At 68.9% G+C, this 18,775-nt stretch carries 18 protein-coding genes and 1 pseudogene; 12 read left to right on the forward strand and 7 right to left on the reverse strand.

The window, feature by feature from the left end:
* The 6 genes and pseudogenes from VNR91_RS05255 to VNR91_RS05280 all read left to right on the forward strand — a co-directional run.
* Nucleotides 1-151, forward strand: a pseudogene (locus VNR91_RS05255) (N-(5'-phosphoribosyl)anthranilate isomerase); the annotation flags it as partial.
* 99 nt (nt 152-250) lie between these two features.
* Entirely contained in the window at nt 251-1,498 is a 1,248-nt protein-coding gene (gene trpB / locus VNR91_RS05260; RefSeq protein WP_325489730.1) for a tryptophan synthase subunit beta, read from the forward strand.
* The gene (trpA, locus tag VNR91_RS05265; protein ID WP_325489731.1) at nt 1,495-2,310 is read left to right on the forward strand and encodes a tryptophan synthase subunit alpha; all 816 of its coding nucleotides are present in this window, start codon (nt 1,495-1,497) and stop codon (nt 2,308-2,310) included. The genes trpB and trpA overlap by 4 nt, the downstream gene beginning before the upstream one ends.
* Nucleotides 2,307-3,167, forward strand: coding sequence for an acetyl-CoA carboxylase, carboxyltransferase subunit beta (accD, locus tag VNR91_RS05270; protein WP_325489732.1), 861 nt, complete (start codon nt 2,307-2,309; stop codon nt 3,165-3,167). The genes trpA and accD overlap by 4 nt, the downstream gene beginning before the upstream one ends.
* A 106-nt stretch (nt 3,168-3,273) precedes the next feature.
* Nucleotides 3,274-4,569, forward strand: coding sequence for a bifunctional folylpolyglutamate synthase/dihydrofolate synthase (locus VNR91_RS05275; protein ID WP_325489733.1), 1,296 nt, complete (start codon nt 3,274-3,276; stop codon nt 4,567-4,569).
* 71 nt (nt 4,570-4,640) lie between these two features.
* Nucleotides 4,641-5,078, forward strand: a complete 438-nt coding sequence (locus tag VNR91_RS05280; RefSeq protein WP_325489734.1) for a DUF6628 family protein — start codon at nt 4,641-4,643, stop codon at nt 5,076-5,078.
* A 12-nt stretch (nt 5,079-5,090) separates the two neighbouring features.
* Here VNR91_RS05280 and VNR91_RS05285 read toward each other — a convergent pair whose 3' ends face one another.
* The 3 genes from VNR91_RS05285 to VNR91_RS05295 are packed head-to-tail and all read right to left on the reverse strand — an operon-like array spanning nt 5,091 to nt 7,611.
* Nucleotides 5,091-5,426, reverse strand: coding sequence for a 2Fe-2S iron-sulfur cluster-binding protein (locus VNR91_RS05285; RefSeq protein ID WP_325489735.1), 336 nt, complete (start codon nt 5,424-5,426; stop codon nt 5,091-5,093).
* Complete coding sequence (locus tag VNR91_RS05290; RefSeq protein ID WP_325489736.1) at nt 5,423-6,511, reverse strand: cysteine desulfurase family protein; 1,089 nt, start codon at nt 6,509-6,511, stop codon at nt 5,423-5,425. The genes VNR91_RS05285 and VNR91_RS05290 overlap by 4 nt, the downstream gene beginning before the upstream one ends.
* Entirely contained in the window at nt 6,508-7,611 is a 1,104-nt protein-coding gene (locus VNR91_RS05295) for a cysteine desulfurase family protein (RefSeq protein WP_325489737.1), read from the reverse strand. The genes VNR91_RS05290 and VNR91_RS05295 overlap by 4 nt, the downstream gene beginning before the upstream one ends.
* A gap of 104 nt (nt 7,612-7,715) precedes the next feature.
* Here VNR91_RS05295 and VNR91_RS05300 point away from each other — a divergent pair, with 104 nt between their 5' ends.
* Nucleotides 7,716-8,372 carry an alpha/beta hydrolase gene (locus VNR91_RS05300; RefSeq protein WP_325489738.1) on the forward strand — a complete coding sequence of 219 codons (657 nt, stop codon included), beginning with the start codon at nt 7,716-7,718 and terminating at the stop codon, nt 8,370-8,372.
* 35 nt (nt 8,373-8,407) lie between these two features.
* Here the strand turns inward: VNR91_RS05300 and VNR91_RS05305 are convergent, their stop codons facing one another.
* Entirely contained in the window at nt 8,408-9,988 is a 1,581-nt protein-coding gene (locus VNR91_RS05305; protein WP_325489739.1) for a hypothetical protein, read from the reverse strand.
* Between the two features lie 147 nt (nt 9,989-10,135).
* Between VNR91_RS05305 and VNR91_RS05310 the strand changes: the two genes are divergently transcribed.
* Together VNR91_RS05310 and VNR91_RS05315 are read left to right on the forward strand one after the other, a co-directional pair.
* The gene (locus VNR91_RS05310; protein ID WP_325489740.1) at nt 10,136-10,591 is read left to right on the forward strand and encodes a hypothetical protein; all 456 of its coding nucleotides are present in this window, start codon (nt 10,136-10,138) and stop codon (nt 10,589-10,591) included.
* A 10-nt stretch (nt 10,592-10,601) separates the two neighbouring features.
* Nucleotides 10,602-11,417: a ferredoxin--NADP reductase gene (locus VNR91_RS05315; RefSeq protein ID WP_325489741.1), complete on the forward strand. Its 816-nt coding sequence runs from the start codon at nt 10,602-10,604 to the stop codon at nt 11,415-11,417.
* 45 nt (nt 11,418-11,462) lie between these two features.
* Here VNR91_RS05315 and VNR91_RS05320 read toward each other — a convergent pair whose 3' ends face one another.
* On the reverse strand, nt 11,463-12,431 hold the full coding sequence (locus VNR91_RS05320) for a threonine ammonia-lyase (RefSeq protein ID WP_325489742.1): 969 nt from the start codon (nt 12,429-12,431) through the stop codon (nt 11,463-11,465).
* 138 nt (nt 12,432-12,569) lie between these two features.
* Here VNR91_RS05320 and VNR91_RS05325 point away from each other — a divergent pair, with 138 nt between their 5' ends.
* From VNR91_RS05325 to VNR91_RS05335, 3 genes are all read left to right on the forward strand, one after another.
* Nucleotides 12,570-13,790 carry a type III PLP-dependent enzyme gene (locus tag VNR91_RS05325; protein WP_325489743.1) on the forward strand — a complete coding sequence of 407 codons (1,221 nt, stop codon included), beginning with the start codon at nt 12,570-12,572 and terminating at the stop codon, nt 13,788-13,790.
* 108 nt (nt 13,791-13,898) lie between these two features.
* Entirely contained in the window at nt 13,899-14,948 is a 1,050-nt protein-coding gene (locus VNR91_RS05330) for a 1,9-bis(guanidino)-5-aza-nonane synthase (protein WP_325489744.1), read from the forward strand.
* A gap of 62 nt (nt 14,949-15,010) precedes the next feature.
* The gene (locus VNR91_RS05335) at nt 15,011-15,436 is read left to right on the forward strand and encodes an MAPEG family protein (protein WP_325489745.1); all 426 of its coding nucleotides are present in this window, start codon (nt 15,011-15,013) and stop codon (nt 15,434-15,436) included.
* Between the two features lie 3 nt (nt 15,437-15,439).
* On the opposite strand, the gene VNR91_RS05340 is transcribed toward VNR91_RS05335, so the two are convergent.
* Both VNR91_RS05340 and xrtA read right to left on the reverse strand, forming a co-directional pair.
* Nucleotides 15,440-17,323: an XrtA/PEP-CTERM system amidotransferase gene (locus tag VNR91_RS05340; RefSeq protein WP_325489746.1), complete on the reverse strand. Its 1,884-nt coding sequence runs from the start codon at nt 17,321-17,323 to the stop codon at nt 15,440-15,442.
* A 3-nt stretch (nt 17,324-17,326) separates the two neighbouring features.
* Nucleotides 17,327-18,775 (reverse strand): exosortase A (xrtA, locus tag VNR91_RS05345; RefSeq protein WP_325489747.1); only part of this gene is annotated, 1,449 nt, incomplete at its 5' end.

Here is an 18,775-nt window from a genome sequence, read left to right on the forward strand (position 1 = left end):
GTCGGGCGGACTCGACGCGGACGCGGTCGGTGAGGCGATCACGCGAACCGGCGCGCGGCTGGTCGACGTGTCGTCGGGCGTCGAGAGCGCGCCGGGCGTCAAGGACGTGGACAAAATCGCGGCGTTCCTGCAAGCGGTGGCGCGATGCTGATGCCGGCGAATACCCCCGGACGCGCCTGGCGATGGCGCTGAACGCTTCACGAGCCTGTCTCGAAGCGCACGGACCATCGTATCAGAAAGCCTCCCGACCATGATCGCAGCCCCCGGCTCCACGCCCAATTCCCTCCGCACCCAGCCTGACGAACGCGGGCATTTCGGCCAGTTCGGTGGCCGCTATGTCGCCGAGACGCTGATGCCGCTGATCCTCGACCTTGAGCGAGAGTATCGTGCGGCAAAGGCCGATCCGGCGTTCAAGGCCGAGTTCGACGACCTGCTCGAACATTATGTCGGCCGCCCCAGCCCGCTCTACTTCGCCGAGCGGCTGACCGCGCATTACCGCGATGGAGCGGCCCCGGGGATGGGCGCGAAGATCTATTTCAAGCGCGAGGAACTGAACCACACCGGCGCGCACAAGATCAACAATTGCATCGGCCAGATCCTGCTCGCGCGGCGCATGGGCAAGACCCGGATCATCGCCGAGACCGGCGCGGGCCAGCACGGCGTCGCCACCGCCACCGTCGCCGCGCGTTTCGGCCTGCCGTGCACGATCTTCATGGGCGCCAAGGACGTCGAACGGCAGAAGCCCAACGTATTCCGCATGAAGCTGCTCGGCGCCGAGGTGGAGCCGGTGACGTCGGGCGCGCAGACGCTGAAGGACGCGATGAACGAGGCGCTGCGCCACTGGGTCGCCCACGTCCACGACACTTTCTACATCATCGGCACGGCGGCGGGACCGCACCCGTACCCGGAACTGGTCCGCGATTTCCAGTCGGTGATCGGCACCGAGACTCGCGCGCAAATGCTGAAGGCGGAGGGACGGCTGCCCGACCTGTTGATCGCGGCGGTGGGCGGCGGATCGAACGCGATCGGGATGTTCCACCCGTTCCTCGACGATCCCGACGTCGCGATGCTCGGGATCGAGGCGGCCGGGCACGGCGTGGAGACCGGCCAGCACGCCGCCAGCCTGAACGGCGGCCTGCCCGGCGTGCTCCACGGCAACAAGACCTATCTGTTGCAGGATGACGACGGCCAGATCGCCGAGGCGCATTCGATCTCCGCCGGGCTGGACTATCCCGGCATCGGGCCGGAACATAGCTGGCTGCACGAAAGCGGGCGGGTCGCTTACCTGCCGGTCACCGACGATGAGGCGCTGGCCGCCTTCCAGCTCTGCTGCAAGCTGGAGGGGATCATCCCCGCGCTCGAAAGCTCGCATGCGCTGGCGGCGCTTGAGAGCAAGGCGCGTGCGATGCGGGCGAACGAGATCATCGTCGTCAACGTCTCCGGCCGGGGCGACAAGGACATCTTCACCGTCGCCGACGCGCTGGGGGTGGCGATATGACCCGCCTCGCCGCCGCATTCGCCAAAGGCCATCCCGCCCTCGTCACCTTCATCACCGTCGGCGATCCCACGCCCGCCGTGACCCCGGCGATCCTTGACGCGCTGGTCGCCGGCGGGGCCGACGTGATCGAACTGGGGATGCCGTTCACCGATCCGATGGCCGATGGCCCGGCGATTCAGGCGGCGAACCTGCGGAGCCTCGGCGCGGGCACGACCACCGCCGATATCCTCGCCATCGCCAAATCCTTCCGCGCGCGACATCCGCAGGTGCCGCTGGTGCTGATGGGCTATGCCAATCCCATGCTGCGGCGCGGGCCGGAATGGTTCGCCGACGCCTGCGCCGATGCCGGGATCGACGGCGTGATCTGCGTCGATATCCCCCCCGAGGAGGACGACGCGCTCGGTCCGGCGCTGCGGCAAAAGGGCGTCGATCCCATCCGCCTTGCCACGCCCACCACCGACGCCGCCCGCCTGCCGGCGGTGCTGGAGGGGGCGGGCGGCTTCCTCTATTACGTCTCTGTCGCGGGCATCACCGGGCTGCAACAGGCCGCGCAAGCATCGATCGCCGGTGCGGTCGGTCGATTGAAGGCGGCGACCGACCTGCCCGTCGCGGTCGGCTTCGGCATCCGCACCCCCGAACAGGCGCGCGAGATCGCCGGTGTCGCCGACGGCGTGGTCGTCGGCTCGGCGATCGTCGATCTGATCGCCGCGCACGGCGCGGATGCATCGGAACCGGTCCGCGCCTATATCGCTTCGCTGGCGGCCGCGATCCGCGCCGCAGACCCTAAGTCTGAACCCGAGGAATCCGCATGAGCTGGATCAGCCGCGTCCGTAACGCCCTCTCCGCCGTGGTCACGCGCGGCGCGCAGACCACCGACAACCTCTGGCACAAGTGCAAGGGGTGCGGGCAGATGGTGTTCCTGAAGGAACTGGAGGAGAACCTCCACGTCTGCCCGCATTGCGACCACCACGATCGCATCGGCCCGCAACTGCGCTTCCAATATCATTTCGACGAAGGAAGCTGGCAGATCCTGCCCAACCCGAAAGTGCCCGAGGATCCGCTCCGCTTCCGCGATTCGAAGCGATACGTCGACCGTCTGAAGGCGGCGCGGATGGAGACCGGCCAGCAGGACGCGTTCGTCAACGCGCTCGGCACCATCGACGGATTGAAGGCTGTGATCGGGGTGCAGGACTTCGCCTTCATGGGCGGATCGATGGGCCAGGCGGTCGGCGAGGCGTTCGTCGCCGGGTGCGAGGCGGCGATCGCCAACGGCGCGCCATTCATCGTGTTCACCGCATCGGGCGGCGCGCGGATGCAGGAGGGCATATTGAGCCTGATGCAGATGCCGCGCAGCACCGTCGCGATCGAGATGCTGCACGACGCCGGCCTACCCTATATCGTCGTGCTGACCGATCCCACCTCCGGCGGGGTGATGGCCGCCTATGCGATGCTGGGCGACGTGCAGATCGCAGAGCCAAAGGCGATGTTGGGCTTCGCCGGCCGCCGCGTGATCGAGAGCACGATCCGCGAAAAGCTGCCCGACGATTTCCAGACCAGCGAATATTACCTGAATCACGGGCTGATCGACATGGTGGTCGATCGCCACGCGCTGAAGGACACGCTGGCGCGGCTGGTCGGTTACCTCAGCGCGGAGCGGAAAGCGGCATGACGAAAGGAAAGCCCCCTCCCCCCTGGGGGAGAGGGTTGGGAGAGGGCCACGCGACAAGTCGCGCACGCTCTCCTGCGCCCGTCTTCCCCGAGGGCGAGTGGGGGTAATGGACTTCGCCGTCTCGACCGATCCCGCCGTACAGGCGCAGCTCGACCGGCTGTGGGCGCTGTCACCCGGTGCCGACGTACTTGGCCTGTCTCGGGTCAGCGCATTGCTGGCGCGGCTGGGCGATCCGCATCTGGCGCTGCCCCCGGTGTTCCACGTCGCCGGCACCAACGGCAAGGGATCGACCTGCGCCTTCCTCCGCGCGGCGCTGGAGGCCGACGGCAAGCTGGTCCACGTCTACACCTCCCCCCACCTCGTCCGCTTCAACGAGCGCATCCGGCTGGCCGGGACGCTGATCGAGGATGCGGCACTGGCGGCGTTGCTGGCGCGGGTGCTCGACCGGGCGGAGGGGATCGGCGCGAGCTTCTTCGAGGTGACCACCGCCGCCGCCTTCCTCGCCTTCGCCGAGACTCCGGCCGATGCCTGTGTCGTCGAGGTCGGGCTCGGCGGGCGGCTCGACGCGACCAATGTCCTGCCCGATCCGGCGGTATGCGGCGTGGCGCAACTCGGCATCGATCACCAGGCGTTCCTGGGCGATACGATCGAGGGCATCGCCTATGAAAAGGCGGGCATCGGCAAACCGGGCCGACCGATCGTGATCCACGCCCTTCCGCCCGAGCTTCGTCGCGCGGTCGAGCGCGGCGCCGGAGCGGCGACGATCATCGCCGCCGAAGCGGATTGGTCGTTCACCGTCGTAGCGGACGGCGACCTGTCGTTCCACGATCGCGCCGGCACCATCCGCGTCCCCGGCCCCGCGCTGGCCGGCACGCACCAGCACGCCAATCTGGCGCTGGCGATCGCGATGATCCGGGCGCAGGATCGCGTGCCAGTGTCCGACCGGGCGATCGCCGCCGCGCCGCGTGCGGTACGCTGGCCGGCGCGGATGCAGCGGCTGGCCGACGGCCCACTGACCCGGCGTGCGCGCGGCCCGGTGTGGCTCGACGGCGGGCACAACCCCGCCGCCGCCGGCGCGGTCGCAGCCGCGCTCGCCGATCGGCTCGACGGAGCGAAGGCGCATCTGATCCTCGGGATGCTCGCCAACAAGGATGCGGCGGGCCTGCTCGCGCCGTTCGCTGCGCTGGCGGCGTCACTGACGGCGGTGCCGGTGCCAGGGCACGAACACCATGATCCGGCGGCGCTCGCCGCGCTCGCCCGCGCGATCGGCATCGCCGGCGCAGATACCGCGCCCGACATCGCCGCTGCGGTCGAATCGGCACCTGCCGGCACCACGCTGATCCTCGGCTCGCTCTACCTCGCCGGTGAGGTGCTCGCGCTCAACGATGAACCGCCGAACTGATCGGCTAAGTTGCGATTGACTTGCAATAGCGAAAGATCAAGACTGAGTCGGCGCCACACGGAGCCGATTCCATGCCGACCACCCAGTCCCTCGCCGCCAGTTTTCACCAGGCCCAGCCGGAGGAAGCCGGCCCGCGCCTGATCCTGTTCGCGTTCCGCCAGATGGGCGCGCACGGTCTCGACGATGCCTGCACCGCGCACAGCTTCATGACCGCGTTCGGCAAGGATTTCCGCCGCCCGCTGGTGCTGCTGCGCACGCTGATGATGGAATTGTCCGCCGCATCGACCGGGCCGATCCAGATCGCGCCGTGGTGCTGCGCGCGGATGACGGCCGCCGAGGCAGGCATCCTGAACGTGCTGGAACGGTGCCAGACCAACCCGTCGGTCGCGGCCCTGCTGCTGGCGGACATGCTCGGCACGCGCGACGCGCGGGGGCCGCTCGCCACCGCCACCGCGCTGGCCGTCGCCTTCCACGATCTCGGACTGCCATTGGGTATGCCGGAGGTTTAGGGTGGCGCGCCCCTAACGCCCGCGCATGTCGCGCGCTTCGCTCGGGATGCGCACGGTCAGGCCGTCGAGCGCGGGGGTAAGCATGATCTGGCACGCGAGCCGGCTGGTGCGCGTCGCCCCGGCGGCGAGGTCGAGCATGTCCTCCTCCTCCTCGCTCGCCGGGGGCAGCCGCGCGAAATCGTCGGCGGCGACGATGACGTGACAGGTCGAACAGGCCAGCGAGCCCTCGCAGGTCCCCTCCAGCGGTTGGCCATGGGCCTGGGCCAGTGCCAGCAGCGATTCGCCCTCGGCGCCCTCGACCGCCTGTGTCGCAATCCCGTTGGCGCTAATGAAGCGGATCGCGATCATGCGGCGATCCGCTGCGCGCGCGCGGCAATGTCGATCCGGTCGAGCGCGGCCATCAGTTCCTCCTCGCCGGTGTAGCGGCCAAAGCCGATGCGGATGCTGCTCCGCGCTTCAGCGTCGGACAGGCCGATCGCGCGCAGCACATGGCTGGGCCGGCCCGATCCGCTGGCGCAGGCCGACCCGGCGGAAAAGGCGATGTCGCGCAATTCGCTCATCAGCCGCGCGACATCCAGGCCGGGGAAGCGCAGGTTGAGGTTGCCGCGATACCGCTCCGTCGCCGATCCGTTGAGCATCCACCCCGCCATTCGCGCCGTGGCCAGCGCGTACAGGTGCGTGACATGGGCGCGATCGGCCTCGAACTGTTCGCGAGCGAGCCGCGCCGCCGCGCCGAACCCGGCGCACAATGCGGGGCTGAGCGTCCCTGACCGGACGCCGCCTTCCTGTCCGCCGCCATGGAGCAGCGGCTCGATCGCCACCCCGTCGCGGATCCACAGCGCGCCGATCCCCTTCGGGCCGTGGATCTTGTGCGCGGACAGCGCGATCAGGTCGCAGCCCTCCGGGATCGGCACCCGGCCATAGCCCTGCACCGCGTCGCACAGGAACAGCGCGCCCGCGGCATGGGTGAGCGCCGCCAGTTCGGCGACCGGCTGGATCACCCCAATCTCATTGTTGACCAGCATCGCCGCGACCAACCCGGTGCCCGGGGTCATCGCGTCGCGCGCACGGTCGAGGTCGACCACGCCGTCGCTCCCGACCGGTAGCACCGTCACCGCCCGCCCGCGCCGCTCCACCGCCGCCGCGGTATCCAGTACGGCGGCATGTTCGGTCGCCAGCGTCACCACCGGCCCGAAGCTGCCCTTGATCGCCCAGTTGAGCGCCTCGGTCGCGCCGCTGGTGAAGACCACCTGTCCGCCCTGCGGCAACAGCGCGGCGACCTGCGCCCGCGCCGTCTCCACCACCGCCTTTGCCGCGCGGCCGGGGGCGTGGGCGGAATGCGGATTGGCGTGCTGCGATTCGAGCCAGGGCAGCATCGCCGCCAGCGCCTCCGGCGCCAGCGGCGTGGTCGCCTGATAATCGAGATAGGTCATGCCGCCCCCACCGCTTCTCCGGCGCGCGCGCGCACCTCCCGCGCGATCGCGGCCCAGGCGGTGATGAACCGCTCGACGTCGGCGGGGGTGGTCGCATGGCCGAAACTGACCCGCACCACCTCGCCGGCGGCCGCGCCGTCCCATCCCATCGCGCCCAGCACATGGCTCGGCCGCATACTCCCCGACGAACACGCCGACCCCGCCGACACCGCGATGCCCGCCAGGTCGAACCGGATCAACTGCGCGCCCGCCGCCAGTCCGGGCAGGCGATACGAGCCGATATGCGGCGCGCGCGGTGCCGTATCGGCTACCACCTCGCCCTCCATCGCCCGCACCGCGCCGTCCAGCCGCGCGCGCATCGCCGCCATTGCGTCCAACGCTTCGGGCACGGCGAGCGCCGCCGCGAAGCCCAGCGCCGCCGGCATGTTCTCCGTCCCGCCGCGATAGCCGCGTTCCTGCCCGCCGGTCGGCAACAGCATCGCCAGGTCGCGGACCAGCAATCCGCCGATCCCCGGCGGCCCGCCGCGCTTGTGGCCTGAGAGCGCGATCAGGTCGGCGACGTCCTGCGGCGCGTCGTCGCCGCCCCAGCCGACCGGCATCTGCGCGGCATCGACCAGCAGCCAGCCCCCGGCCGCCTTCACCCGCTCCGCCACCGCGCGCAGCGGCTGGAGGACGCCGGTCTCGCTATTGCCCCATTGCACCGCGACCAGCGCCGGCGCCGGCAGCGCCGCCAGTTCGGCCTCCAGCACGGCCAGGTCGATCCGGCCGTCGGCATCGACCGGCAGCCGCACCGCATCGGGCGCCGCGCGCAGCACCGCATCATGCTCGACCGCCGCGACCAGCCGCGATTCCGCCTGGGTCCGGCCCAGCGCCAGCGCGATCGCCTCGCTGGCGCCGCTGGTCAGGATCAACTCATGGGGCCAGCGATAGGCGGCGCGAATCGCCGCGCGCGCGCCCTCCAGCGCCGCGCGCGCGGCGCGGCCTTCGGCATGGAGGGAAGACGGATTGGCCCAATGCGCCAGCCCCTGCTCCATCGCCGCGCGCGCGGGGGGCAGCATCGGCGTGGTCGCCGCATGATCGAGGTAGAGCCTGGTCGGCACGGACGCGCATACCCTTAGAATGATTGCGCCTGCGCAACCCGAGCCTATATAGCGCGGCTGTTTCGGCGCGCTATCCCAACGCGCCTCCCCAAGCCGCAGGTTCCATGCCAGAAGTCATTTTCCCCGGACCCGAAGGCCGCCTCGAAGGCCGCTTCGCCCCCGCCCCCAAGCCGCGCGCACCCGTCGCGATGATCCTCCACCCGCATCCGCAATCGGGCGGGACGATGAACAACAGGATCGTCCAGGAGCTTTACAAGACGTTCCAGCGGCGCGGTTTCGCCACGCTCCGGTTCAATTTCCGGGGCGTCGGCAAGAGCCAGGGGACGTTCGACAACGGCGTCGGCGAACTGTCCGACGCGGCCAGCGCGCTCGACTGGGTGCAGAGCTTTCACCCGGAAGCGTCGACCACGTGGATCGCCGGGGTCAGCTTCGGCGCGTGGATCGGGATGCAGCTGCTGATGCGCCGGCCGGAGATTCGCGGCTTCATCTCGGTCGCGCCGCCGGCCAACATGTACGACTTCACCTTCCTCGCCCCCTGCCCCGCCTCGGGCATCATCATCCAGGGCGACGCGGACGAGGTGGTGACGCCCAGCGCGGTCCAGAAGCTGGTCGACAAGCTGCGTACCCAAAAGCACATCACCATCCACCACGACACGATTCCGCACGCGAATCACTTCTTCGAGCATGAGACGCCGGAGCTGATGGGCAGCGTGGACAAGTATCTCGACATGCGGCTCGATCCCAACTCGCCGATCCGCTGAGGGCATAGCGCGGCGGCACGTGTCCGCCGCGCCCTTCACATCGGCTGCGACTGGAGCGGCACCCGCAACGCCCCGCCCGCACGGGTGATCGCCGCCTGAACGTCCGCGCGCGCCTTCAGCGCCGGAAGCTGGCGATCGATCGGGTCGGGCGGCAGGGCTACGACGGGCGCGTCGTAGTCCGCCAGGAACAGCCGCATCGCCACGCGCTGGTCCGGGTCGTCGAGCTGCGCGATCACCACCCCGGCGGCGGCGTCGAGATCGCCGATGCACAGCAGCAGTCCCAGCAGCGCGCGCGGATGATCGGCGCGGTGCGATTCGAGATAGTCGCGGTCGCTGGCCATCGCCTTCAGATCGCCGGTCAGCGCGCTGGCGCACCCCCGTTGGAAGCGCATCTCGGCCTCGCCATAGGGACTGACCGGGCGTTTCGCCGTCGCGAACGGCGCCAGCGTGACGAGCGCGTCCGCCGGACGGTCGAACGCGCTTTGCAGCCCCGCAAGGTTGATCAACTGGCTGACGTTGATGCTCCCCATCTCGCTGATGGCGCCGCCCGCTCGCAGTGCGGCGATCGCGTCGTCCGGGCGATTGAGCGCCGCATAGGTCCGCGCCATCTCGTCCCACCACCAGTTGGCATAGGTGTCCGCGTCGGAGAAGCTCGCCAGTTCCCGACCGTTCGCGCGCGCCGTTTCCAGAACCTCCAGCGACGCCTGCAACCGCCCCAGCACCCGCAGATGCCGTCCCGCGCGGTTGATCGGTTCAAGCAGGTTGCCGTTCTGCTCGCGTGTCGCCATCGCTGCGGCGAGCGCACGTTCGGTCACCGCGCGGATATCGAAATCGGGCGGGAGCAGCGGCCGGAAGCGCGGATCGGCCCACAGCTCGATCGCGACCGACGGCTCCTCGATCTGGCGGATCTGGGCGGTCGCGCCGGCGGTATCCCCGTCGGCCAGCAGAATCGCCGCATAGCTCTGGCGAAACCCGTCGAGCGGTGCGACCGCCTCATCGGGATCATAGGCATTGTCGGTCAGGACGCGCAGCAGCCGCCGTTGCAGCGCGACCGCCTTTGCCTTGTCCAGATCGCCGGTCAGCCGATACATCGACCGGATCGGCATCGCGTTGAGCGCGCCGCCGCGCCCGTCGCGCATCGCCTCTACCGTCGTCACCGCCTCCGCGTGGCGGCTGGCGAAAATTTCGAGTTCCAGCCGCAGCGTCCACAGCATGTTCGGGGCCTTGTCGAACCGGGTTCCGGCCAGCGCGGCGCGATAGGCCGCCGCCTGATCGCCGCTCCGCAGCGCGCAAAACGCCGCGACGGTGTAGGCCAGCGGCGCGGAGCGATCGCCCGCGTCCGCCGCCGCCGCGGCCTTCAGCGCGGGTCCTGCGAGCGACATCGCCTTCTTGCAATCGCCGCTATCGACCGCGATCGCCGCCTGTTGCAGGCGGTCGGGACCGTCGGCGCCGGCCGGGCGGGTCGCCGCCGCGTGCGCCGGCATCGTCCAGATCAAGATATTGCCCAGGATCACCAACGCGCAGGCGATCATCAGCACCCCTTTTCTACGATCGCGGCGCTGCCGGATCAGATAGATGCCGCCGGCGACCAGCGCAAAGACGGCGAGCATCGCCACGGCGGGAGCAATTTGGTTCATGCCGCCCGTTCTAGGTTCGACTCGCCCACCAAGGGAAGCGGGTAACGCCACCGCACCGATATTTGCGATTGACTTGCAATAGCATGAAATGGCATCGGCCCGCATCCTGTTCGGAGGACCGTGCGCATGTACCGTTATCTCGACCGGCCGGTCGCTGCCCTGGGGCCAGGCGAGTCGTTCCTGCTGTGGTCGATCCGCCGCGCGGCGGCGGCGATCGCCGGAAAGCACTGCCTGGGCGGCGCACTCGGCCCCGCGTTCGGGCGGCACGACCTTGAATCCGGCCTGCCCCATTTCGCGATGGCGATGGCGTTGCTGCTGCGTGATTGCGATTCGCCGCTGGAGGTGATGGCGCCCGACGCTCCCCAGGTTTCCGAACATGAGGCGCTGTTGCTGGCGTTGTTCGGCGCGACCGATACCGGCGCGGAGCAGCGCGTCCGCGACACGCTGGCGCTGCTGTTGAGCGACGGCGGGGTGCTGACCGCGACGCACCGCGCGGCGCGCAGCTTCACCGCCGCACTGCTGGCCGCCGGCATGGCGCCCCCCATTCCCGATTCGCTGACCGGCGAGAAACCCAAAAGATGAGTGTCAGGACATGAGCAATCGTATCGCCGCCACCGCCAGCCTGCCCCCGTCGGGCGTGCTGACCGTCGAACAGGTGCGTTCGGTGCGCCATTGGAACGAGCATCTGTTCAGCTTCACGCTGACACGCCCGCAGGCGTTCCGCTTCCGCTCCGGCGAGTTCGTGATGATCGGGCTGCCGAGCGAAGGAAAGCCGTTGCTGCGCGCCTATTCGATCGCCAGCCCGGCGTGGTCGGAGGAGCTGGAGTTCCTGTCGATCAAGGTACCCGACGGACCGCTCACCTCCCGCCTCCAGCGGATCGCGCCGCGCGACGAGATCTTTCTCGGCCGCAAGCCCACCGGCACGCTGGTCACCGACGCGTTGCGCCCCGGCCGGCGGCTGTTCATGTTCGCCACCGGCACCGGGCTCGCCCCGTTCCTTAGCCTGGCGCGCGACCCCGACGTCTACGAGCAATTCTCCCAGGTGGTGCTGGTCCATTCGGTGCGGCGGGTCAGCGACCTCGCCTATCGCGCCGAGCTGGAGGCGCAGCTGGCCGGCGATCCGCTGGTGCAGGACCAGGCGCTGCTCCAGTTCGTCTACGTTCCGACCGTCACACGCGAGCCGTTCCGACTGTCGCAGCGGATCGGCCGCTTGATCAGCGAGGGGAGCCTGTTCGGCCACGGCATCACCGGACCGCGCGCGCTCGATCCCGAGCAGGACCGGGTGATGCTGTGTGGCAGCATGGCGATGATCCGTGACCTCTCCGCCGATCTGGACGCGCTGGGCTTTATCGAGGGTTCGAACGCCGCCCCCGGCGATTATGTGATCGAGCGGGCCTTCGTCGGGTGAGTCCGTCCCCCTGACCCGACGCCGGGGGGACGGGACCGCGTTCCCCTATCCCTCGCCCGCCAGCACGGCGGCATAGGCATCCATGTCGACATTGCCGCCCGATGCCAGCACCAGCGTGCCCGGTTGCGGCTCGACCCGGCCAGTCAGCAGTGCCGCCAGCGCCACCGCGCCGCCCGGCTCGACCACCAGCCGCAACGTGGCGGCGGCCCAGCGTTGCGCGTCGCGGACCTCCGCCTCGCTGACCGTGACGCCGAGTGCCGACCGTTTCGACAGCACGTCGAACGTCAACGTCCCCACGCGCAGCGTCTGGAGCGCATCGCAAGCGGTACGCGGCGGATTGGCGCCCACCTCCTCGATCCAGCCCGCCTCCAGGCTGCGGCACATATCGTCCCAGCCCTCCGGCTCGACGATCCGCATCTCGGCATCGGGCAGCGCCAGCGCCAGGCCCGACGCCAGCCCGCCGCCGCCGCACGGTGTGACCACCCGCGTCAAAGCGCCCAGCCCGGCGTCGTGGAACTGGGCGGCAGCCTCGATCCCGGCGCTGCCCTGCCCCTCGATGATCCAGGCATCGTCATAGGCGGGGACCAGCGTGGCGCCGCGCGCGTGCGCCAGATGCGCGGCGATCTTTTCCCGGCTCTCGGTCATCCGGTCATAGGGGACCACCTCCGCGCCCAGCGCCAGCGTCGCCTCGCGCTTCGATCGCGGGGCGTCGGACGGCATCACGATCACCGCCGGCATCCCCAGCCGCTTCGCCGCCCAGGCAACGCCCTGTGCGTGATTCCCGGATGAAAAGGCGACGACCCCTTTCGCACGGGCCGACTCGTCGATCGCGGTCAGCCGATGCCACGCGCCGCGGATCTTGAACGCGCCGATCGGTTGCAGGCATTCGGCCTTCACCCCCACCGTCACGCCGCGAATCTCCGCGGTGAAAAGCGGCGTCATCGGCAGGATTTCCGCCATTTTTGCCGCAGCGTCGCGCACCCCGGCGCGGGTCGGTTGTCGTACGATGGTCACGTCCTGCCCCTTGTCCCAATTCACCACTTTACATCGGGAACACCCGATCCTATTTGCGCCGTCCGCTGCCCCATGGGACTTCCAACCGCAAGGCAGCTTTTTCACTCGACGCCGAAAGGCAATTGGAGGTCCCTTGAGTTGCACAAGCATCATAGCGCGCTGGGGCTAGCGAAAGCCCATTCGACCGCGGTTCGCGGTATCGACATCGCCAAGAGCCAGCCGGTTCAGCCGGTCACGCTCGTTCGTCCGCACGCTGCATCGCGGGCCGCCCGATTCTTCGTCGAGAAGTTTCCGGGACGCTCGATGTATGCGGTGAAGGCGAACCCTTCGCCAGAGCTGCTGAGCGTGCTCTGGGACAGCGGCATCACGCATTACGACGTCGCCTCGATCGCCGAGGTGCGGCTGGTCGCGCGCACGCTGCCGGACGCCACGCTGTGCTTCATGCACCCGGTCAAGGCCGAGGAAGCGATCCGCGAGGCCTATGACGTGCACGGCGTGCGCGTGTTCAGTCTCGATTCGATCGAGGAACTCGACAAGATCGTCCGCGCCACGCGCGAAGCGACCGACCTGACGCTGTGTGTGCGGCTGCGCGTATCGTCGGAGCATTCCAAGCTTAGCCTCGCGTCCAAGTTCGGTGTCGCGCCGGGCGAGGCGAAGGAACTGCTGTTCCGCGCCCGCCAGGTCGCCGATGCGCTCGGCATCTGCTTCCACGTCGGCAGCCAGGCGATGACGCCGCAGGCCTATGCCGATGCGATGGAGCGCGTGCGCCAGGCGATCGTCGAGGCGGCGGTGACGGTCGACGTCGTCGATGTCGGCGGCGGTTTCCCGTCGCGCTATCCGGGCATGGAGCCACCGCCGCTCGAACATTATTTCGAAGTGATCCACCGCGCGTTCGAGAGCCTGCCGATCAGCTATTCGGCGGAACTGTGGGCGGAGCCGGGCCGTGCGCTGTGCGCCGAATACAGCTCGATCGTGGTGCGCGTCGAGCGTCGTCGCGGCGATGAACTGTACATCAACGACGGTGCCTATGGCGCGCTGTTCGACGCGGCGCACATCGGCTGGCGCTTTCCGGTCACGCTGCTGCGTGAACCGGACAGCCACGCCCGCGACATGGCGTTCAGCTTCTACGGGCCGACCTGCGACGATCTGGATCACATGACCGGGCCGTTCATGCTGCCGGCGGACGTGCGGGCGGGCGACTATCTCGAAATCGGGATGCTCGGTGCCTATGGTTCGGCGATGCGCACCGCGTTCAATGGCTTCGGTTCGGACGAGACGGTGATCGCCGACGACGAGCCGATGACGTCGCTGTACGTCGTCGCTGAAGAGCGGGTCGCATCGAACGTCGTCACGCTGTAACGACTGACGCATAATCGAAGACATCCGGGGCGGGGCGCGTGGCGCCCTGCCCCTCCGGGTTACCGCGTCCCCATCAACGACGGCGGCCAGTGAACCACGGAGTTCCCAGTGACCGACACGATCAACGATACCCGCAAGGCGGAACTGCTGTCGAAGCAGGTCAAGCACATCGACATCAAGAGCTTCGACGCGCGCCCGATCGTCGATGCGATGGCAGACATGAGCTTCACCAGCCGCGATCTCGGCCGCGCGACCGGCATCTACAATCAGATGCTGGCCGATCCCGACTGCACCGTCGTGCTGGTGATCGCCGGATCGACCTCGGCCGGTGGCTGCATGGATCTCTATGCCGATCTGGTGCGCAACAACATGGTCGACTGCGTCGTCGCCACCGGCGCGACCATCGTCGACATGGATTTCTTCGAAGGGCTCGGCCACAAGCATTATCAGGCGCTGGAGGTGCCCGACGACGATACGCTGCGCTCGCTCTACATCGACCGCATCTACGATACCTACATCGATGAGGAGCAGCTTCAGGACTGCGACTTCACCATCAACAAGATCGCGAACGAGCTTGAACCGAAGGCGTATTCGAGCCGCGCGTTCATCCGCGAGATGGGTCGGTACCTGTCGGAGCACGGCAAGAAGGAGAACAGCCTGGTCAAGCTCGCCTATGAGCATGACGTGCCGATCTTCTGCCCGGCGTTCGTCGATTCCTCGGCCGGCTTCGGGCTGGTCAAGCACCAGGTCGATCAGATGAAGGCGGGCAAGCCCTATCTGATGATCGACGCGGTCGCCGATTTCCGCGAACTGACCGACATCAAGATCAAGGCGGGCACCACCGGCCTGCTGATGATCGGCGGCGGCGTGCCCAAGAACTTCATCCAGGACACCGTCGTCTGCGCCGAGATCCTGGGCCATGAGGACGTCGAGGTCCACAAATACGCCGTCCAGATCACCGTCGCCGACGTCCGCGATGGCGCCTGCTCGTCCTCGACGCTGCAGGAGGCGGCGAGCTGGGGCAAGGTCAACACCGGCATCGAGCAGATGGTGTTCGCCGAAGCCGGCAGCGTGATGCCGCTGCTGGCCAGCGACGCCTATCACCGCGGCCTGTGGAAGAACCGCGCCGAGCGCCGCTGGGCCAAGCTGTTCGACTGACGTTGCAAATCGAAACCGGTTGAGGCAGCCTCCCCCGAGATACTCTTGGGGGAGGCTTTTTCATGCACGCGGAAATCCTGAAGCCGGTCGTCGTCCTGGTCGCCTGGTCGCTGGTGATGTGGGTGTGGATGATCGCGGTGCGGATGCCGGCGATGCGCGCGGCCGGCATCGATCTGTCCAAGCTGACCGGGGGCAAGGGATCGGACGCCGATCGCGTGCTGCCGGCGAAGGCGCAGTGGCCGTCGCATAACTACAACCACCTGATGGAACAGCCGACGATCTTCTACGCCGTCGCGCTGGTGCTGGCGGTGGTGGGCGCTGGCGATGGGCTGAACGCCGGGCTGGCATGGGGCTATGTCGGACTGCGGATCATTCACAGCGTGATCCAGGCGACGTTCAACCGTGTGTCGGTGCGCTTCGCCGCCTTCGTACTCTCGACGCTGTGCCTGATCGCGCTGACGCTGCACGCCGCGATCGCGGTGTTCTGACGCTCAGGCGCCGGTCAGCCGTTTCAGCGACCGTTCGAGCATCATCAGCTGCCATAGCGTGCGGCCGTGTTCGGCACGGCCGGCGCGATGGTCCTCGGCCAGCCGGGCGAGCGCGGTCGGCTGAAACCATGGCGCCAGCACCGGCGAGCGCGCCAGCATCGCCGCCTCCTCCGCCAGCGCCTTGCGGAACCAGGCGCTGACCGGGGTCACGAAGCCCATCTTTGGCCGATAGAGGATCTCTTTCGGCAGATACGGCTCCAGCGCCTTCTTCATCAGCCACTTGCCCTGCCCCGCGCGGATGCGCAGCGACGGCGGCAGCGTCGCGGCGAATTCGATCAGCCGGTGGTCGAGCAGCGGCTCGCGCGCCTCCAGGCTGACGGCCATGCTGGTGCGATCGACCTTGGTCAGGATGTCGCCGGGCAGCCAATGGTGGATGTCGGCATATTGCGCGGCGTCCAGCCCGGTGCGGGCGGGCGCGGCGCGCATCGTCGCGATCATCGCGTCCTCGCCGCGATGCCCGGCCAGCCCCCGCCGGAACGAGTCGGTATAGAGCGCATCGCGCGTCGCCGGCGTCGTCACCCCCACCGCGCGAGCATAGGCGGCGGCGCCATCATCCGCGAGCGCCAGCAGCGTGGTCTTGGCGCGCAGCGGGCGCGGCGCCCAGTCGGCCTTGGGATAGAGCCCGCCCAGCGTCCCGAACAGCCCCGCGCGCATCCCTGCCGGGATCAGCCCGCGAACTCGTTCCTCGGCCGCGTGGAAGCGATAGCGGCGATAGCCGGCGAACGCCTCGTCCGCGCCGTCGCCCGACAGCGCCACGGTGACCGTCTCACGCGCCAGCTCGGACACCCGCCAGGTGGCGAGCGCCGAGGCGTCCGCGAATGGTTCGTCGAATGCCGCGACCAGACGGTCGATCAGCGCGAAATCGTCCGACGCGACGGTGCGCGTGCGGTGTTCGGTGCGAAACCGATCGGCGATCAGCCGAGCATAGGCGGTTTCGTCGTGATCCGCCTCGTCGAACCCGATCGAGCAGGTCTTGACCGCCTTCGGGCTGGCCTCCGCCATCAGCGCGACCACCGCCGAACTGTCGACTCCGCCCGACAGGAACGCGCCGAGCGGCACGTCGGCGACCATGCGCGACACCACGGCCGCCCGCATCCGCTCGATCAACTCCGCCTCAAGGTCGCGGCGTGAACCCTTGGCCCTTCTGGAGAAATCGACATCCCAATAGCGTTGCGGCGTGCCCACTGGCTTTCCGCGCTCGAGCCGCAGGAACGATCCCGCAGGCAGCTTTCGCACACCCACGAGAAAGCTGGCATGATCGGGGACATAGCCGAGCGCCATGAAATCCTCGACCGCGCGTGGATCGACCTCGCGGCGTAGCAAAGGGTGCGCCAGCAACCCCTTGAGTTCGGAAGCGAAGGCTACGCCGCCATCGGACAGTTCGACATAATGAAGCGGCTTCACCCCCAGCCGGTCGCGGGCCAGCACCAGGGTCTGCGCCTCGCTGTCGTGAATGGCAAAGGCGAACATCCCGACCAGCCGGTCGAGCAGCCCCGTCCCCCACGCCCGCCAGCCGTGGAGGATGACCTCGGTATCGCCCTGGGTGATGAAGGCGGCACCCATCGCCTCCAGCTCGGCGCGCAGCTCGGCGAAATTATAGATCTCACCATTGTAGGTGATCGACAGCGGCCCGGCGTGCATCGGCTGCGGCGATCCGCCGACGTCGATGATCGCAAGGATACGGTGGCCCAGCCCAACCCCCGGCGCGGTCCAGATGCCGCTGCCGTCCGGTCCGCGATGCGCCTGCGCGTCGTTCATCGCGGCGATGCGCACCGGATCGACCGGCTTGGCCACGGCGGGGTAGAAGATCCCCGCGATCCCGCACATGGCCTAGCGCCCCGTCGCGACGCGGTCGGCGAGTTGATCGACCGGGCCGGCGGCGGCGAGGAACGCCGCCATCGCCGCGCGTGGATCGCCGTCGGCGCGTGCGGCCGACAGGTGGATCGCCGCGCCGCGCTGGGCGCCGCCGAACAATTTGGCCTTGAGCGTCGCCAGCTTCACTCGTTTTCCGTCCGCCGTGGTGGTGCCGGCGATCCTGTACCAAGTCGCGACCTCGCGTTCCACCGGCCCCGGCGCGGTGATGCGCTGGACCGAGCCGCCGTCGAGCGGGGCGACGTCCGCTACCTTCACCCAACGGTCATTCTCGCGCAGCACCCCCTGGCCGAAACCGACCAGCTCATGCCCCTCACGCTGTCCGGCATAGATCGCCACCGCCAGCTCGACGCGGTGGCCGGTGGCGTCCTGATAGCGACCGATCAGCAGATGATCTGCGGTGGGGTAATAGGGAGACCACGGAGCGGCGGTGCTGAGCGGCACGCGCTGCCAGCCGGGCACATCGGGCAGGTGCATTTGCGCCGGCAGCGTGTCGTTTCGGCCGCCCGCCAGCGCCGCGCCGGCATAAGCGAGCGTCGCCAGCGCGATCGCCACCCCGGCGGCGGTCCACGGATCGGACCGTGCGCGCACCGGCGCCTGCTGCAATCGCGCCGGGTCGAACCATGGCGCATCGGGATCGCGATCGAACCAGCGCCAGCCGATCGCCAGCACCGCCGCCATCACCAGCCCGAAGAACACCCAGCCATAGACGATATGGTCGAACCCCGTCGCCGCCTCCACCGATGTCAGATGCGCGGCATAGATGGTGCCGAACGCGCGCAGCCCGTTGGCGATCACCGGCACGATCAGCGCCATCGCCATGAATGCGACCCGGCGGCGCCAGGCGACGTAGCAGACATTGGCGACCAGCGTGCCATAGGCGATCATCGCGATCACGAACTTGGCGCCGGAACACGCCTCCGCGACTTCGAAATAGCCGTTGGGAATGGTGATCAGCACGCCGTCGACCTGCGCCGGCACTCCGGCCAGATGGAGCAGCGGCATGACGATCGCGACGGTGACGCTCTGCAGCGGCCCCTCCATCGCCTCACCGAACGGTACCAGGAACAGCATGTACCCCAGCGGAAACAGCAGCCCGCGCGCCACATTCGGCCCAAGCAGTGCGATCACCGCGCCCTGTAGCATCACCACCAGCCCAAGGTGCCGGGCAAACGCCACCCCGGCGGCATCGCCCAGCAGCCACGCCAGCGCGCCCGCCGCGACGATCGCCTGCCCGCCCCACCAGGCGGCGGGTGTCAGCTGCGTCAGTTCACGGCGGCGCTGCCACACCAGCCAGCCGATCACCGGCGGAACGAACAGGCAATGGCCGAACGTCGTGCTGTTCCAGTAGATGTTGGCCAGGTCGGCGACATCGCGGTGGAACAGGATCAGCAGCGCCGCCCAGAC

The organism is Sphingomonas sp. (assembly GCF_035555815.1).
In the GTDB taxonomy this organism is placed as follows: Bacteria; Pseudomonadota; Alphaproteobacteria; order Sphingomonadales; family Sphingomonadaceae; genus Sphingomonas.

Excerpts from the sequence above, each read along its gene's own strand:
- trpB (WP_325489730.1), top strand. The coding sequence starts at position 251 with ATGATCGCAGCCCCCGGCTCCACGCCCAATTCCCTCCGCACCCAGCCT.
- trpA (WP_325489731.1), top strand. The coding sequence starts at position 1,495 with ATGACCCGCCTCGCCGCCGCATTCGCCAAAGGCCATCCCGCCCTCGTC.
- accD (WP_325489732.1), top strand. The coding sequence starts at position 2,307 with ATGAGCTGGATCAGCCGCGTCCGTAACGCCCTCTCCGCCGTGGTCACG.
- VNR91_RS05275 (WP_325489733.1), top strand. The coding sequence starts at position 3,274 with ATGGACTTCGCCGTCTCGACCGATCCCGCCGTACAGGCGCAGCTCGAC.
- VNR91_RS05280 (WP_325489734.1), top strand. The coding sequence starts at position 4,641 with ATGCCGACCACCCAGTCCCTCGCCGCCAGTTTTCACCAGGCCCAGCCG.
- VNR91_RS05285 (WP_325489735.1), bottom strand. The coding sequence starts at position 5,426 with ATGATCGCGATCCGCTTCATTAGCGCCAACGGGATTGCGACACAGGCG.
- VNR91_RS05290 (WP_325489736.1), bottom strand. The coding sequence starts at position 6,511 with ATGACCTATCTCGATTATCAGGCGACCACGCCGCTGGCGCCGGAGGCG.
- VNR91_RS05300 (WP_325489738.1), top strand. The coding sequence starts at position 7,716 with ATGCCAGAAGTCATTTTCCCCGGACCCGAAGGCCGCCTCGAAGGCCGC.
- VNR91_RS05310 (WP_325489740.1), top strand. The coding sequence starts at position 10,136 with ATGTACCGTTATCTCGACCGGCCGGTCGCTGCCCTGGGGCCAGGCGAG.
- VNR91_RS05315 (WP_325489741.1), top strand. The coding sequence starts at position 10,602 with ATGAGCAATCGTATCGCCGCCACCGCCAGCCTGCCCCCGTCGGGCGTG.
- VNR91_RS05335 (WP_325489745.1), top strand. The coding sequence starts at position 15,011 with ATGCACGCGGAAATCCTGAAGCCGGTCGTCGTCCTGGTCGCCTGGTCG.
- VNR91_RS05340 (WP_325489746.1), bottom strand. The coding sequence starts at position 17,323 with ATGTGCGGGATCGCGGGGATCTTCTACCCCGCCGTGGCCAAGCCGGTC.